Raw genomic sequence first — 13,622 nt, forward strand, 5'->3', positions numbered from 1 at the left:
TTACCGACTAGGAGCATCATGAACGTTCTATTGTGGATCCTGCAAATCATTCTCGCGCTGCACACCATCATGGGGGCGGTATGGAAGTTCTCCCATTCCGAACAAAGCGTACCTTCATTGAAAGCGATTCCGCATGGGCTCTGGATGGGCTTGATTGCCGTCGAGCTGGCCTGCGCGGCGGCCCTGGTGCTGCCGTTGCTCCTGAAATCCATGGGAAATTTGGCGCCTACGGCGGCGCTGGTCATCGCCGCGGAGATGGCGCTCTTCTCGGTGGTGCACCTGATGTCCGGGGATACCAACCACGGACAGCTCATCTATTGGGTCGTGGTGGCGGCCTTCTGCGCGTTCATCGCCTACGGCAGGCTGGCTCTGAAGCCGATATAGATCGGAGGGCCCCCGCGGCGGAATCCGTTCGCGGGGCCTGGGCCCGGTAGCGTGGCCCGGGACCGACGCCCGATGTCGGCTCCCCGGCCCTCCCGGCTACTTCTTCCTCTTCGTCGCTTTCTTCCCGGAAGCCTTCCCGAAGCTCTTGGGGAACTTATCCAGGAAATAGTTCCATCCCCCCTCGTGCCCACGGCCGCCTTCATCGTCCGGAAGGCCGGAATGCAGCAAGGTCATCAGGGTTTCCGCTCCCTTTTTCTTGAAGGTCACGATCACGTTCGATTCTTCCCCGTTCGTGTACCGCGACATCCACGTATTCTCGATGCGGACACCGCGCACCATCTTCGTGAAGCGCCCATAGTGGGCCGTTCCGGTGATGAGCCAGTAAAATAATCCATCCACTTGCGGATCCAGAAGCAGCTTATCGCCCTCGTACCAGGGGGTGCCGGGGACTTTCGGATTCAACCAGGCATCGAATACTTCGCCAGGGGGCGCAGGGATGGTCCGCTCTACCTTGACTTCGATGGTCTTCTTCGGCTTCGTCATGGCTTCTTCTCCTTCTTGGTTTTCTTTTCCTGGAAATGTTGTTCGAAACGGTCGAGGCGCGCGTTCCAGAAACGCTCATACCTATGCATCCATACCGCGACTTCCCGGAGGGGATCGCCTTGGAACGAAATGAAGACTTCCCGCCCCTCTTTCCTGCGTTCGATAAGGCCGGCCCTTTCGAGCAGCTTCAAATGCTTGGTGACGGCGTTCAGGGCCGTGTCGAACGATTTGGCGACGTCGGTGAACCGGGCCGGCCCATTGGCCAGTTGCCCGATAATGGCGCGTCGCGTCGGGTGCGAGAGGGCGGTCAGAACATCGGTAAGTCGATCCACATCCGTTATTATACCTAAAGGTGTAATATTTGGCAAGGGAATTCGCAGGGCCTTGATGCCTACTTAAGCCTTTGCTCCACCCACCGCTTGGTCGCGTCGACCTGTTCCTTGGGCAGCTGCGCCCCCGCCAGCATCGATTCCACGGTCAGGCTACGCAGATGCGATCGCCAGGCTTCATCGGCATCGTACATGGCCTGCGCGATGGAGCAGGGTTTTCCCGTCCCGCGCTTGCCCACGCGGCATGGGCTGTTCATACGGATCTCCGTACAGGCGAAGGTGACCCTACGGCCTTCGACCGCCTCGACGATGTCGAGAAAGGTGATGGCCGCGACGGGCTTGGCCAAACGATAGCCGCCCGCGGGACCCAGGGTGGATTCGACCAAACCGGCCGCGGAAAGGCGTTGCAAGGCCTTGCCCAGGTATTCCTTGGGCACGCCGTGGAACTCGGCAAGATCCTTCGCGGCCAGGTATTTCCCCTGGGGCAGGCCCGCCAGCATGCTGCAGCAATGGAGGGCCCATTCCACCTGGTTCTTGAGGACCATCAGGCGAGGCCGGCTTTGCCCAACCCGTAGGCGGCGGCGTCGGAACCCGGCGTCTTCCGGAAGCTAACCGCGAGCCGGTTCCAGCTATTGATGACCGCGAGGGCGAAGGTGAGATCGGAAATCTCCTGTTCGGAAAGCTGGGCGCGCACGCTTTCGTAAACCGCATCGGGGACGCCTTCCGCGCCCAGGAGGGTCACGGCTTCGGTCCACTCGAATACGGCACGCTCCTTGGGGCTGAAGAGCGGGGATTCCCGCCAGACCGCCACGTGGTACAGACGCAATTCCCGCTCGCCGCGGATCTTGGCTTCCTTCACGTGCATATCCACGCAGAAGGCGCAGCCGTTGATCTGCGAGGCGCGGAGGTCGGCGAGATGGATGAGGTTTAGCGGGATCGAGGCCTGTTTCACGGCCTGGCTCAATTCCGAGAGCATCTTGCCGAGACGAGGCGAGGTGGCGAAATAGTCGAGTCTGGGTTGCATGGGGCCTCCGGGGTGATATTACGGATAAATTATATCCGTAATAGGCCGACTGTCAACCGCTATTCTATTCGCAGCCGCGGCAGGGGCTGGCGTTGGCGTTACCATTTGCGGGTCGTGGACCGACCGACGCGCCGATGCCTGCGACGGCTTCGGTTTTCTTTCGCGCGACCGCCTCATCCAAGATACCGCATCCCTCGTCAAAGCATCTGTCGATGCAGCGCGCGAGGACATCCGCCAGAAGCGTTTTCAATTCCTGGAGCTCCTCGATCTTACGGTCGATGACCACGAGCTTGGCTTTGGCCTCCGCGACCCATTTCCCCTGGCTGAGCTTTCCATCGACCTGCAATGCCAGCATGTCCCGGATTTCCGAGAGGGTGAATCCCAATGCTTTCGCCCTTTGGATGACAAGCAGGGTCGAAACCACGCTCTCGGGGTAATTCTTGTAGTTGTTGGAAAAGAATCCCTGGCGGACGGATTTTTCCGGACGGATCAGGTCTTCCTTCTCGTAAAAGCGGATGGTGTCCCTGGATAGGCCGGTTCTTTTGGAAAGCTCGCCGATCAGCATGATAAAAGCCCCCTTGACCATGGAGTATACTCCACGCCTTATCTTGTTCCTTAGGATACAAATCGGAAAAGTTTTCCGATATAGCGAAGGAGCGAATCATGAAAACCATGGGAATGAAAGCCGGCGTAGGCGGCGCGACGGTGGGGATCTTGGGGCTGGCGATTTGCTGCTTGGCTCCGGGACTTGGCATCGCGGCAGCGGCCGGAGTAGGCGCGGGATTGGGTTTCTGGACCGAGTCCGCCTTTGTAGGCATAGCCGTCGCGTCCCTGGGCCTTTTGGCGTTCATGGGCTATAGCAAGATGCAATCGAAATTCAAAATGCGGCGCCAGCCGGCGTCCGCCGCGAAGACGGAAGCGTTCCCCATCGCTTGCGATCCCTCGGTCTTCCCGATGGAGAAACGGCTGGAACACGTGGAGCTTGCCAAGGACATATTGCTTCGGTGGCCCAAGAGGAAGGAAGAACTGGAGGACGGATACTTGTTCCATTACGAAGGCGACGAGGAGATGTTCCTCGCCTTGGCGCGATGGGCCGCCGACGAGCATCGCTGTTGCCCCTGGGGCGCCTATGCGATTGAGGCAGGCCCATCCGCGGCGGGGAAACCGGGCGCCATCAAACTACGCTGGGGAGGAAGCCAAGACGGCAAAGCCTTCCTTACGGACGCGCTCAAATTCATGGAGGATCTCGGAGGGGACGCGCCGCCCGAATCCATCCTCAATCCGGATCGCAAACTGACCCGCGCTTCCTTCCAAGGGAAACCCAAAGCCCGCTGCGGCTGTTGAAAGGAAGGAATGCGCGAAGGCCGCCGGCCCCGAACCTTAGGGCGAAGGGCGAATCCGGCCGATTGGCAGGGGCCGCGATTTGCGGCCCGACAAGGAATAACCCTCGCGTCGCCACGGGAAGATTCCGCGTGCGCTAGCGTTCCGCCTTGCGGACTGAGCCTGGAGGTTTCCGCGCAGTCCGGTAGGATGCCTGGCTTTATCCTGCTCCCCGCATTCCCCCCAGTAGGCGGTCGAATCGAAGACCTCGAACCGATCATAATAGGCCACGCCCTTTTCGCTCCCGGTGATGACGATGGCTCCGGAATTGGGCATGTATTGGATGGCATTCATGCCGTTCATGGGCGTGGTGATGGAGTCTTTCACGATCGCGAAGGCGAAGCCGCTTTTACCGTCGAGGGAGCAGTAATACCCGCTGTCGCCGGTGATGCGGAGATAGCGGGCGTAGTCGGCATCGGGATTTTGCGTCCAGGCCCAATAGCCTCGGGGGATATAGCCGGACGACGCGGCGCGGGAGGAATGGGCGAGGGCCAGGATGCAGAGCGAGGCGATCAGGCGGCCGAGTGAGATTTGGTTTCGCATACTGTTCCTTCCAGAGCTCCGACGCGGCTTCATGGTTCGACGCAAGGACATCCCATAAGGTAATCGAACCTGATTCCCCAGGGGCGTTGCCGGCGCAGGCCACGCCCGGCGGGGCCGAAGCGAGTTGGACGCCATTGCCAAGGAAAACCTGGTCGAGATCCGGAAATTGGATTGTTATAAATGCCTGCTGAATTACGTGGAGACGGAAAATGGGCTTAGCGTCCTGGAGGCTTATGAAAGGCCGGAGGAAATCAAGGGCCTGGGCATAACGGCCCGATACCGGATCGCCATCCTCATCCCTCCGGAAAGGCTCGACGCTTACAAATTCTTAGAGAACGTATACCGGAACAACACCGCCGCCGCGCTCTTCCCGCCCTCCGCTTCCGCCAGCACGATGCCTCTGTAGGCCGCCGGCGCCGTCCACGCCGCGATGCCGTACGCATCCGCGCGGGAACGGCCAAGCACCTTTCCATCCAAGCCCAGCCAGCGCACCTGCATGGAAGGGGTGGTCCGAAACTCCAGCCGGCTCCCGTGGCGAATCAACCGCGGGCCCTGGAACCGGGCGGGCCGGGGCTGAACGCTGATGGGCGGATCGCCCGTGCGGGGAACGGCCGGGGCCGGCGCGGCGTACATGCTGGCCATGTCTCCGCCGACCAGGAATTCGTCCAGGGTGACGGAACCGGTGAGTGCCTTGGGGTTCTTGTCATATTGGATGTGCCAGCGGAAGGCCTCGCCCTTGGACGGGTCGGCGGCGCCGGAGCGGGTTCCCAACCGGCCGTGGAAATCCTTCAGGTTGTGTTCGTAAACCTTCCACGTGGTCCCTAAGGTGTCGAGGACCCCGAAGTAGTTGTCATCGCCGATATCCGATTGCACCAGATGGAAATCGATCACCGTGGGCTGGGCGGCCTTGGCCCGGTAACGCACCTTGTCCACGAATGCGAGGCCCGGCCATCCGCCCTTGCTCCATTCCAATCCGCAATACTGGTAGCCGCCCGTGCCGAGATCGAAACTCCAGGTCAGCACGCGCTCGTTGGCCGGACCCGAAGGCGCCAGCGGCCCCAACTTGGCGGTCCCGCCCGCATGGGCGTTGTCGAAGGGACCCCAAGCGCCGAGATTGGGCGACAGGGTGGGCGCGGAAAAATCATCGATCATGAGCCAGGCGTTATCCACGCGCAGATCCCGTTGATGCGAGAGCCAGACCCAGTGGACATCGTCCGGTTTCCCGGGGAGGCTCGCGATCACCTCGCACCAGCCCTGCGGGAAGGGCTTGCCGGCCGCGTCCATGCCGTTCCAATCCAGGGAAATGCTATCGCTGCGATCCGAGTAGGACCATTCCGTGTTGCTGGGGTAATGTCGGATGGCCACTTTCCAGCTGGCGCGCTTGTTCAGGCCGGCCGCGATATGCAGGGGGCCGATTTGGAAATCGAGGACTTCGGGAGAAACCGTGGGCGCGGTTTTCCAGGCCAGGGGAAGATTGGGAAGCGGGTCGTCCAGATCGTCCCATATGTTGGAGAAGCGCCCGGCCATTACGGCCCCGCCGAACCAGGCCAGGAATTGTTCGAAGTAGCCTTCGTTGGGCGTGGAGCCGGTACGATCGGGAATAGCCAGGTCGGCCGGAAGCCCCCAGGTATCGGCGCCATCCGGGAGGAAGGCGAGCAGCGCCTCGGACCAGGGTTTCGCGGCGTCCGGGCCCAGGGAGGAGAAGGCCGCGCAGCTCCACATGCCGACGGTCAACTCGCTGTATTCACGGCGAGAACGCTTTTGCCCATCCCCCAGGCTGAAGGTATCGGTAACCGGCAGTATCAGACCGTCCATGGTATAGAAGTTCGCGCGCTCGGGTGATTGGATGAATGCGGCCGCCGCATCCAGCCAGCGCTTGGCGCGCGGCTCGCCGAACCACAACCAGTCCAGGGCCAACCGCCATTGCACGCGGATGCCGTCCTTATAGCAAGCCTGCCCTTTGCGGAAGGCGTTGTAGCCGAGCGAACCGTCGAAGAAGGCGCCGGTGGGCACCATCCAGTCCGGGAGGAGGCCCTTGTCGGCGCCGGGGCTGGCGAAGAGGGTGAGGTAGCATTGATCGATCAGGCCCTTCCAGTTATGGGCCGGATCGACCTTGGCGAAAATGCGGTAGCTGGCGGGCGAGAAATAACCCGGATTGACGAAGTCCTTCCCGCCCCAGCCGCCGCCGGGAGCCAGGTAGCGGCCGTCCGCCACGGCGGAACCCCAGATGGAATTGATGATCTCCAAGGCCCGGGTCCGGTAAGCCGCGCCCTTGGGGCCGGTATGCGGTTGCCATACGCCTTTGCGCGAGAGCGAATCGGCGAAGAGGAGCATGAGGGCGATGTCCTCGTCGGCGTCGGTGGCCATTCCCGAACCGATGACGCCGCCCTTGGCGCCGACGCGCCAGTCGTAGCATTTGGATCCCGTGTTCCACATGGCGGTTTCGGCCGCGTCCCAGATCCGGTTGAAGGTCGCTTGGTCGTTGGAGTAGAGAGACGTGATCATCCCGTAGGATTCAGCCTCGGAGACGGCATCGCCCGGCTCCTCGGAATTGGGGCGATGGACCAGGCCGTCCGTATAGGGATCGATATTGCGCTTGATCATGCCGCGATGGGTGCGGGTCAGGGCGGAATCCAGGCGGGCGTCGGCGATGCGGGGCAATTGGCTGACGGTGGGGCCGAAAGCGGATGCGGCCTGGGCAAAAGCAATCAAGGCCAGGGATAGCCCGGGCGCCAGGGATAGTCTCATGGGTGGATTAGTGGGCATCTGGGCGGCCCGGTTTCGGGATTTCCAAGGAAATGCCTACTTTTGCACCATGAAAATCCTCTTGATGCTCATTCCGGCGACCTTCCTCCTGGCTTGCGCCTCCGCCGTCATTAAAGAACCCGTACAGGTTTCCCAAGGGATCACCCTTATGGAAGGCTATCCCGGCGGAAGGCTTACCTTCGCGCAGGACGAAATGAAAGAGGCCAAGGAAAAGGAAGGGAAAAAGCTCCTGGATTACGTGAATCCGAATTACCGGGATACGAGCCTCAATATCTACGCGGGTACGAAGGTCCGGCGGCTCTATTTCGATAATGGCCGCGGCAGCCAGGTTTACCTCATGAAAATCCTGCGCAATGGCTCGGTGGTCCAGGAATGCGACGAGCCGGAATTCGCCGAATCCAAATCCGGAGGCGGAGGCACCTTCATTCCAGGCAAACCCGGGACGGCGGCGACGTTCATACCGGGAAGTTCGGAGGAGGTGATCAAACCCGTCCATGATATCCGCTGCATCCTGAAAGGCAGGCAGGATACCCTCGATCTGGAATTGTTCGATGGGAACGGATTGTACGCCAAATATCGGGTCGTTGAGATGGCGGTAAAATAGCCGTACCCGGAGACTGCCAGGGCGACCGTGCTCCTCTGCCAGAGTGACAATACCGACCTCCCTTCCGTCGGGAAACCCTCCTCGAATCCGTACTTACGGGCCTTTCCGCCCCCTCCCTGATCTTCCCAGCGTGTGGCACCGGTGTTGCTTTCCAATCCTGGAGGGGCTTGCGGAGTTCCGCGGCCCGCATGGGGAAAATCAGGAACCGCTAGGAAAGGGTGGATACGCGTATGCTAAAGAGGGGGAAGCGTTGGTTTATCCTGGCGGCGGCGGCGAGCTTGATTCCGTTGGCCTGCAACAAAAAAGAGGCCCCCGCCGGCGGAGGCTCCCAAGACGCGCCCGCGGCCCTCTCCAAAGGGGTCGGGCCCATCCAGTCGGTTTCCGTAGGCGCGGTGGACGAAGCCCTGGTCGCAAAGGGCCAGCAGATCTTCACGACTACTTGCGCGGCCTGCCATAAGCTCGATCAACGTTTGGTGGGGCCGGCCCTGGGGGGCGTGACCAAGCGCCGTTCGCCGGAATGGATCATGAACATGGTGCTCAACTCCGCCGTCATGACCCAGCAGGACGCGGATGCCAAGGCCCTGTTCGAAGAGTACAAGGTGCAGATGTTGTTACCGAGCCCGCTCAAGGAAGAAGACGCGCGGGCGGTGCTGGAGTTCCTCCGCAAGGGCGACGGGACTTGACCAGCCATGCGCGATAGGCTGCGGCGGATGCTAGGGCGGAAATTCCCCTCCATCCGCCTCAAGTTCACGTTATCCATGTCGGCAGCCATCCTGCTCTGCGGGGTCCTGGCGTTCCTGGCCGCGTGCCCCTTTCTGAGGCATGCTTCCGCCGCCGGCGACGCGCAGCAACGGTTGGTCGAGTTCCAATGCATCATCGCGGGCCTGATCCTGGTTTTGATCGGGGCGACGATCGCCGTTTCCCTGGTCTTCTCGAAATTCATCTCGAACCCCATCCACATGGCCACCCAAGGCAAAATCCTGGAGACGGAAAGGTTGGCCAGCATGGGGACCTTGGCTACGGGCCTGGCGCACGAAATCAACAACCCCATCGCGGGCATCCAGATGTGCCTGCGGCGGATCCGGAAAGGGCGCAATCTCGATCCCCGGCAGGAGGAATACCTGCTGCTGATTTCCGAAGCTACCGATCATATCAAGTGCGTGGTGCAGGATCTCCTCGCCTACGCGCAGGAGAAGGATCAGGAAAAGACGGAGACCGACCTGCGTTCCGTGCTCGCCGATGCCGCCAAGCTGGTGCAGCCCCGGCTGAACCGCAACCAAATCCTTTTGCATTTGAGGGTGCCCTCCTTCCCCTGCGAAATCCCGGGAGTCAAATCGCGCTTGGTGCAGGTGATCGTGAACGGGATCATCAACTCCATCGACGCCATCGGCGACGACGGGAACATCTGGGTGAGCCTTCGGAAACACGCGACGGGATTTTGCATCGCGGTGGAGGACGACGGCCCCGGCATCGCGCCGGACATCGCCGCCAAAGCCTTCGAACCCTTCTTTACGACCAAGGGGAAGAAAGGCACGGGCCTGGGATTGTACGTCTCCTTCGGGATCATCCTCGCCCATCACGGGCGCATCGAGTTCCGGGCCCGTAAAGCGGGCCGGGGCGCCCTCCTCGCCGTCGAATTTCCCGACCGCCAGAGAGCCGGAGGGGCGCTTGCGCATTCTCATAGCCGAGGATGAGAAAAGCCTCCGCCTGGCGCTGGAGGACGAGCTGCGCGAAGCCGGCTTCAAGGTCGAGGTGGCGTCCAGCGGCGAGGAAGCGATCGCCAAGCTCGCGGCCGCGGAATACGATCTGGTGGTCTGCGATCTGATCATGGACGGGATCGGGGGTAAGGAGGTCTTGGACCACGTGAAGGCCCGCCATCCCGGCACGGCCTTCGTGCTGATGACGGCGCATGCGACCATCCAATCGGCCATCGAGATCCTGAAGCGGGGCGCGATGGATTATCTGCGCAAGCCCTTCGAGATCGAGGAACTCCTGAAAATCATCAGCCAGGTGAAGGAGACCATCCGGGTGAGGGGCAAAGCGGCCGGGAGCGCGGAGGCATGGCCGGGCTCGCGCAGCTTCGGCAACATGTTCGGCCGCTCGCGGGCCATCCGCGAAACCTTCCAGCTCGCATCCGTCGTGGCCGGCACCGACGCCGCCGTGATGATCATCGGGGAGACCGGCACGGGCAAGAACATGCTGGCGGAAGCGATCCACTACGAGAGCAACCGTCGCAACCATGCTTACATCACCGTGAGTTGCGCCGCCCTGTCGCGGGAATTGCTGGAATCGGAATTGTTCGGGCACGAGAAAGGGGCCTTCACGGGATCGGCGCGGCAAAGGAAGGGCCGTTTCGAATTGGCCCATAAAGGCACGCTATTCCTCAACGAGGTGGACGACATCCCCATGGAAACGCAAGGGAGATTGTTGAACTTCATCCAGACCGGGAAATTCGAACGCGTCGGCGGGGAAGACACCTTGCATACCGACGTGCGCATCATCGCCGCCACCAAAAAGGATCTCCTTAAGCAGGTGGAACGGGGGCTGTTCCGGCAGGATCTCTACTATCGCCTGAACGTGTTGCAGATCCGCCTGCCGCCCCTGCGCGAGCGCCCCGAAGACGTCCCCATGCTGGTCGAGTTCTTCCTGCGCAAGTATTCCCTGGACCGCAAACTGAGCGTGTCCCCGGAAATCATGGACATCCTAAAAGGCTACCCCTGGGAAGGCAACGTTCGCGAGCTCGAGCAAGTGGTGGAGCGGCTGGTCCTTCTCAACCGGGACGGGGCCATCGATCGCTCCGCCCTGCCCGCGGCCATCCTCGAATCGGCCGAGCATGCGCCGGGCTTCGGCTGGGGGCGCAGTTCCTTGCCCGACTATATGGACCGGATGGAAGAGTCGCTGCTGAAGGACGCGCTATGCAAGTGCGGGGGTAACAAACGCGATACGGCGGCCTTGCTGAAGATCCCCCTCCCCACCCTGAAAAGCAAGCTGGCCAAGTTCCACCTGGGCAAATCGGAGGAAGGGGATAACGGCGAAGTCCTTTGAAACAATCCGTCCCCTTCGGGCATCATAAGCAGACATCCCGAAAATCGGAGGACGAATGCCAATGCCTAAACCCGCGCCCTTTTTTGCCCTATCCCTGCTCGGCAGGCTTCCCATTCTCGCCGCCTTGGCCTGGGCGGGGGAAGCGGGCGCCCAGCAAACCATCACCAAGACCATATCGACCTCCCCTGATCTTATCGCCGCCTTCGCCGTAGCCGATCAGAACCCTGCGAATACCTATGTGCTGAACCTTACCTGGCGGAGGGATGCCAGCGGCGCCACCGTCCTATGGAAACCCCAAAGCCCGGTTACCCTGACCAAGGGAAAGGTACAGGTTGTCGGCTCGACTTCGCATTTGAACCCGGATCGGTACGTTTTCGACGGGGAAGGGAAACGGCAGCTTTTCGTAGTGCAGGCGGCCTCGGGCTTTAAGCCGACTTTGACGTTGAGCGGCCTTACCGTCCAGCACGGCAAGAGCACTTCATCCGGAGGCGGGCTACAAGCGTTCGACGCCTGGGATATACAGATTTATTGGTGCATTTTCGCCAATAACGCGTCCAACACCTTGGGCGGCGGGATTTTCATGCAGAACGTGCATAATTTCTACATGGTGCACTCCGAAGTCGATTTCAACCTGAACGGTCAGTACCCTGATTTCTGCGGCAACGGCCAAATGGGGGGCGGCGGCGGCATTTTCATGGGGAGCGGCGCCAATACCGATCTTCATTACGCGGCCATCCACTGGTCCACCGTTTTCCAGAATACGGCTTGCCGTGGCGGAGGGATAATGGCGAACGGGCCGATCCAACTGACCATGACCAATAATTCCATTATCGAAAACAAAGCGGCGCAATTCGGCGGAGGTATGTACCTGAACTTCAGTACCGCCTTTACCCAATTGTACTTCAATACCATCGCGGGGAATCATGCCGGGGTCCTCAATCAGACCGTATCGGGATATCCCCGCACCGCCGGAGGAGTGGCTTTCTCCGATTACACCGGTGATAACCTCTGGACCGGGAACGTGATCGCGTCGAATTTCGTCGACTTCCCCCAAACCGACAACGGGGCGCCCGCGTATCGAACCGACGATTGCTATACGCTATCGGGAGCCAGGAACGGCAGGCCGTACAACAATTTCCTTGGTCTCCTCTCCAATTGCACCCAACTGGGTTCGTTCGGCGCCTGGGGGATCGGAAGCGCGATGAATCCCGCCAATCCTAAACTCACGGGCCCGAATTTGCCGGTCAATGCCAATGGTTTCAGCATGTACGTCTACTCGCCGGCATCGGACAGCCCGTTGCGCGGCAACTACCATTCCTCCGGTTCCGGGTACGTTTGCCCCGCGGATGATGAAATGGGCACCCGCCGTCCGGTCACCGGAAGTTGCGATATAGGCGCGATCGAATACAAGCCCTAGCCCCGTATTCAGGCATGCCGGGCGGCGTGCGCCCGGGTCGCCGGGTGGCGCGGCTTCACCTCGGGAACGATCTCGTAAACGATGGAGGAGATGAAGCACGTCATGATCCCGGCGATGAAGATGACGGGGCTGAAGGGCAGGAGCGGATCCAGTTTCGCATTGGTGCCGAAGCGGGCGGAAAGCAGGAACCCGACCACCACCAGGGTTAGCCCGACGACCAGGGTAAGGCCGAAGAGGAGCAGGCGTCTTACGTGGCTGGCCTTGCTCTCCTGCAGGTCTATCTGCAATAATGGCTCCTCGTGGTCAACCGTATGCAGAGGCAGGATCGGGAACACCTTCAGGAAGGTAAGGTAAGCCATGGCGCCGGCGGCTGTCAGTCCCAATACCACGCCGCATTCCACCAAAGTGGGGAAATAATAGCCGTGCCGGTAAGGCAGCAGGGTGCCGTGGGTTTGCGAAGGGATCACGATGATGAAACGTTTGGCGACGGCGGCGACGTTCACGAGCACGCCCGCCAGCACATGCAGGCCGATGCTGGTCCGTCCGCGCACGTACTGGAAGAACAGCAGAAAGAAGGACGCCAGCAGGCAACCGACCGCGGTCCAGAAATATCCGGAGTAGACCCCGGACACGATCTCATGGGCCACTTCCTTGTCCATGGCCGGGCCGGCGTAATGGGCCGTCAGCTCTTCGACGATGATGAAATAGATGTACACCACGCACAGGATCATCAGCATGATGCCCAGCCACTTGAAGCTTTTCTCGGTGATGGTCGCCTTCAGGTCCAGGAAATGCCTGAGCGCGGCGGCGATGATGAGGATGATGCCGGTGCCGGAAATCCCCGCCATGACCACGAATCCTGGCGCCTGCAGGGCGCTATACCACCCCGGCCGGCTGGACTGGATTCCGAAGATGAAGCCTAAGGTGGAGTGGGCCGTGATGAGCAAGGGCAGGATGAGCAGGGAAAGCCAGAAGCTGGAGTTGGCGTGGCGGTTGAACGCGTCGGGGGTGGAATTGAATCCCATCGCCCATATCCGGTAGAACAGGCGCAAGGGCCAGAACTTGGTCCGTTCGGCGAGATAGGCGGCGTCCGGACGGCCGGAGAGGAAGAAATACACGACGCTGGCGAACAGGTAGCCGGAAATGACCAAGGTGAAGGTCCCGAAGAACGGGGACATGACGCGCGCGTAGCGGGGCAGGTTCAAGAGGCCGCTCAGGGGGCGCCCGAGATCGGCCAGGATGCAGCAAGCCCCCAAGGACAGGGCGATGATGGTCAAGAGCTCCGCCATGCGGGCCAGGGGTTTCAGATCCTGGATCCCGAAAAGCCGGATCATGGCCGAGATGGAAATGCCCGCGAAGCTCACGCCGATGAAGAAGACCACGAATACGATGTAGAGCCCCCAGGAGGCGCCCCCCACCCCGATGGTACGGAGGCCGCCGACGGTTTCGCCATCGATCACCTGCCGCGAATAGGAATAGACGCCGAAGGCGAAGACGAGGAAAAGCGCTACCATGGTCGCGATCCAGGCGGGGCCGAACTTGCCGAGGCCTAGGCGGGTGGGCTTGGAGGATCCTTCGATGAACATA

15 protein-coding genes are annotated in these 13,622 nt (G+C 61.1%); 7 read left to right on the forward strand and 8 right to left on the reverse strand.

Annotated features, from left to right (window positions below; translation table 11 throughout):
* Positions 1-18 precede the first annotated feature (18 nt).
* A complete protein-coding gene (locus tag JF616_12365; GenBank protein ID MBW8888542.1) occupies positions 19-384 on the forward strand; it encodes a DoxX family protein in 366 nt (121 codons plus the stop codon).
* 96 nt (positions 385-480) lie between these two features.
* On the opposite strand, the gene JF616_12370 is transcribed toward JF616_12365, so the two are convergent.
* The 5 genes from JF616_12370 to JF616_12390 all read right to left on the reverse strand — a co-directional run bounded on the left by JF616_12370 (position 481) and on the right by JF616_12390 (position 2,866).
* On the reverse strand, positions 481-927 hold the full coding sequence (locus JF616_12370) for an SRPBCC domain-containing protein (GenBank protein ID MBW8888543.1): 447 nt from the start codon (positions 925-927) through the stop codon (positions 481-483).
* Complete coding sequence (locus JF616_12375; GenBank protein MBW8888544.1) at positions 924-1,259, reverse strand: winged helix-turn-helix transcriptional regulator; 336 nt, start codon at positions 1,257-1,259, stop codon at positions 924-926. The genes JF616_12370 and JF616_12375 overlap by 4 nt, the downstream gene beginning before the upstream one ends.
* Positions 1,260-1,318: 59 nt before the next feature.
* Positions 1,319-1,801: an Rrf2 family transcriptional regulator gene (locus JF616_12380; protein MBW8888545.1), complete on the reverse strand. Its 483-nt coding sequence runs from the start codon at positions 1,799-1,801 to the stop codon at positions 1,319-1,321.
* The gene (locus tag JF616_12385) at positions 1,801-2,280 is read right to left on the reverse strand and encodes a carboxymuconolactone decarboxylase family protein (protein MBW8888546.1); all 480 of its coding nucleotides are present in this window, start codon (positions 2,278-2,280) and stop codon (positions 1,801-1,803) included. The genes JF616_12380 and JF616_12385 overlap by 1 nt, the downstream gene beginning before the upstream one ends.
* A gap of 64 nt (positions 2,281-2,344) precedes the next feature.
* Entirely contained in the window at positions 2,345-2,866 is a 522-nt protein-coding gene (locus tag JF616_12390; GenBank protein MBW8888547.1) for a MerR family DNA-binding protein, read from the reverse strand.
* Between the two features lie 77 nt (positions 2,867-2,943).
* On the opposite strand from JF616_12390, the gene JF616_12395 reads away from it, so the two are divergent.
* Positions 2,944-3,624 (forward strand): hypothetical protein, encoded by a 681-nt coding sequence (locus tag JF616_12395; protein ID MBW8888548.1) that lies wholly within the window; start codon positions 2,944-2,946, stop codon positions 3,622-3,624.
* A 36-nt stretch (positions 3,625-3,660) separates the two neighbouring features.
* Here the strand turns inward: JF616_12395 and JF616_12400 are convergent, their stop codons facing one another.
* Together JF616_12400 and JF616_12405 are read right to left on the reverse strand one after the other, a co-directional pair.
* Entirely contained in the window at positions 3,661-4,203 is a 543-nt protein-coding gene (locus JF616_12400) for a hypothetical protein (protein MBW8888549.1), read from the reverse strand.
* 318 nt (positions 4,204-4,521) lie between these two features.
* The gene (locus JF616_12405; GenBank protein MBW8888550.1) at positions 4,522-6,951 is read right to left on the reverse strand and encodes a hypothetical protein; all 2,430 of its coding nucleotides are present in this window, start codon (positions 6,949-6,951) and stop codon (positions 4,522-4,524) included.
* On the opposite strand from JF616_12405, the gene JF616_12410 reads away from it, so the two are divergent.
* From JF616_12410 to JF616_12430, 5 genes are all read left to right on the forward strand, one after another.
* Entirely contained in the window at positions 6,950-7,573 is a 624-nt protein-coding gene (locus tag JF616_12410; GenBank protein ID MBW8888551.1) for a hypothetical protein, read from the forward strand. The two genes, JF616_12405 and JF616_12410, sit on opposite strands and share 2 nt — an antisense overlap.
* 230 nt (positions 7,574-7,803) lie before the next feature.
* Positions 7,804-8,256: a cytochrome c gene (locus tag JF616_12415; GenBank protein ID MBW8888552.1), complete on the forward strand. Its 453-nt coding sequence runs from the start codon at positions 7,804-7,806 to the stop codon at positions 8,254-8,256.
* Positions 8,257-8,262: 6 nt separating this feature from the next.
* Positions 8,263-9,267 carry a HAMP domain-containing histidine kinase gene (locus JF616_12420; GenBank protein MBW8888553.1) on the forward strand — a complete coding sequence of 335 codons (1,005 nt, stop codon included), beginning with the start codon at positions 8,263-8,265 and terminating at the stop codon, positions 9,265-9,267.
* Positions 9,242-10,618, forward strand: coding sequence for a sigma-54-dependent Fis family transcriptional regulator (locus JF616_12425; GenBank protein ID MBW8888554.1), 1,377 nt, complete (start codon positions 9,242-9,244; stop codon positions 10,616-10,618). The genes JF616_12420 and JF616_12425 overlap by 26 nt, the downstream gene beginning before the upstream one ends.
* A gap of 55 nt (positions 10,619-10,673) precedes the next feature.
* On the forward strand, positions 10,674-12,035 hold the full coding sequence (locus JF616_12430) for a hypothetical protein (protein MBW8888555.1): 1,362 nt from the start codon (positions 10,674-10,676) through the stop codon (positions 12,033-12,035).
* A gap of 8 nt (positions 12,036-12,043) precedes the next feature.
* Here JF616_12430 and nrfD read toward each other — a convergent pair whose 3' ends face one another.
* Complete coding sequence (nrfD, locus tag JF616_12435) at positions 12,044-13,621, reverse strand: polysulfide reductase NrfD (GenBank protein ID MBW8888556.1); 1,578 nt, start codon at positions 13,619-13,621, stop codon at positions 12,044-12,046.
* Position 13,622: the final 1 nt, after the last annotated feature.

The organism is Fibrobacterota bacterium (assembly GCA_019509785.1).
In the GTDB taxonomy this organism is placed as follows: domain Bacteria; phylum Fibrobacterota; class Fibrobacteria; order UBA11236; family UBA11236; genus Chersky-265.

Bases quoted from the DNA above. Each gene is read 5' to 3' on its own strand.
- JF616_12380 (MBW8888545.1), bottom strand. From the start codon at position 1,801: ATGGTCCTCAAGAACCAGGTGGAATGGGCCCTCCATTGCTGCAGCATG.
- JF616_12415 (MBW8888552.1), top strand. From the start codon at position 7,804: ATGCTAAAGAGGGGGAAGCGTTGGTTTATCCTGGCGGCGGCGGCGAGC.
- JF616_12430 (MBW8888555.1), top strand. From the start codon at position 10,674: ATGCCAATGCCTAAACCCGCGCCCTTTTTTGCCCTATCCCTGCTCGGC.
- JF616_12385 (MBW8888546.1), bottom strand. From the start codon at position 2,280: ATGCAACCCAGACTCGACTATTTCGCCACCTCGCCTCGTCTCGGCAAG.
- JF616_12370 (MBW8888543.1), bottom strand. From the start codon at position 927: ATGACGAAGCCGAAGAAGACCATCGAAGTCAAGGTAGAGCGGACCATC.
- JF616_12395 (MBW8888548.1), top strand. From the start codon at position 2,944: ATGAAAACCATGGGAATGAAAGCCGGCGTAGGCGGCGCGACGGTGGGG.
- JF616_12410 (MBW8888551.1), top strand. From the start codon at position 6,950: ATGGGTGGATTAGTGGGCATCTGGGCGGCCCGGTTTCGGGATTTCCAA.
- JF616_12365 (MBW8888542.1), top strand. From the start codon at position 19: ATGAACGTTCTATTGTGGATCCTGCAAATCATTCTCGCGCTGCACACC.
- nrfD (MBW8888556.1), bottom strand. From the start codon at position 13,621: ATGTTCATCGAAGGATCCTCCAAGCCCACCCGCCTAGGCCTCGGCAAG.
- JF616_12390 (MBW8888547.1), bottom strand. From the start codon at position 2,866: ATGGTCAAGGGGGCTTTTATCATGCTGATCGGCGAGCTTTCCAAAAGA.
- JF616_12420 (MBW8888553.1), top strand. From the start codon at position 8,263: ATGCGCGATAGGCTGCGGCGGATGCTAGGGCGGAAATTCCCCTCCATC.
- JF616_12400 (MBW8888549.1), bottom strand. From the start codon at position 4,203: ATGCGAAACCAAATCTCACTCGGCCGCCTGATCGCCTCGCTCTGCATC.
- JF616_12405 (MBW8888550.1), bottom strand. From the start codon at position 6,951: ATGAGACTATCCCTGGCGCCCGGGCTATCCCTGGCCTTGATTGCTTTT.